Annotated in this window: 1 protein-coding gene; it reads left to right on the top strand. The window is 67.2% G+C overall.

Annotation, left to right across the window (positions count from 1 at the left end):
* Positions 1 to 115: 115 nt before the first annotated feature.
* On the top strand, positions 116 to 1,021 hold the full coding sequence (locus tag D7V88_RS41780; RefSeq protein ID WP_158625288.1) for a DUF2381 family protein: 906 nt from the start codon (positions 116 to 118) through the stop codon (positions 1,019 to 1,021).
* The last annotated feature ends 13 nt before the right edge of the window (positions 1,022 to 1,034 follow it).

The raw sequence follows: 1,034 nt of genomic DNA, 5'->3' as shown, positions 1-1,034 counted from the left end.
GGCCCATCCCGCGTCGCGAGGTGTCATCCCGCCCTTCCTGCGATAGTCGGCTTGACGGCCTTTCCTCGGCTGTGGCGCTACCCATGTGGTAGGGTGAAGGACTGGAGACATTCCGTTGCCGCGACTTGCCGCCCTTCTCTTCCTGCTGCTGGGTGCTGCCGCCCCCGCCCAGACCGTCCCTGGCGGGCGTGCGCGGCAGGACCGGCGAGTCGCGTTGACGGGCAGTACCGCGGAGCCTGTGCCTGTACTGCGGGTGGCTGGAGGGGCGCTGACCGCCCTCGTCTTCGACGCGCCGCTGGAGAAGGGCAGCCTTGAGCTGGAAGGCCGCGAGCGGTTCCGGCTTGTGGAGGTGGGGGAATGGGCCGTCTACCTGGAACCTGTCGCGGACCTCGCCCCAGGCGAACGGCTTGGCCTCCGCGTTCGCTTCTCCGAGCGTGAGCGCGCCGAGCCCGCGGTGTTGATGCTCGTGACCCATCCGTCCGAGGTGGATGCCCGGGTGCGGATCTTCCGGAGCGCACTGTCAATCCCAGCCCTTCAGGCTGAGTTGGCCGAGGCTCGCGCTCAGTTGACGGCGCAAGGTGCGGAGCTTGCTGAACTGCGCGCAGGCCGCGATGCCAACGGCCCTACACGTTTCGCCCTGGCCGGCCTCCTTGATGGTGACGGGGTGTCTGCAACCAGGTTTGCGAAGACGCGTGACGAGAAGTCATCGGCAGGCCGCGTGTCCTGGAGTCAGGGCTTCAGCTTGCGTGCGGCGAATTGGGGACTGGTGTCCGTCGCCGTCCGCAACAACACCCCCACGCCCTGGACGCCCCTTGAAGCGCGGCTCTCCGGCACTGTAGGTGGGGAGCGCGCGCGGGTATTCCGCATCCTCACGACGCAGACTGTGATTGGGCCCGGGCAAGAAGCGGTCATCTGGGTTGAGGCGAATAGTCCTCCCTGGGAAATAGGAACGGCATTCAGCCTGGAGCTGCTGGACGCATCGGGCGCTCGGCGCATCCTCATTCCGCGCGTTGTCCTGTAAGGCACGTCCATGC

The sequence above is a fragment of the Corallococcus terminator genome (assembly GCF_003611635.1).
GTDB lineage: Bacteria > Myxococcota > Myxococcia > Myxococcales > Myxococcaceae > Corallococcus > Corallococcus terminator.
The sequence above is the reverse complement of the archived record's forward strand: the minus strand, read 5'-3'. Positions and strand labels throughout refer to the sequence as shown.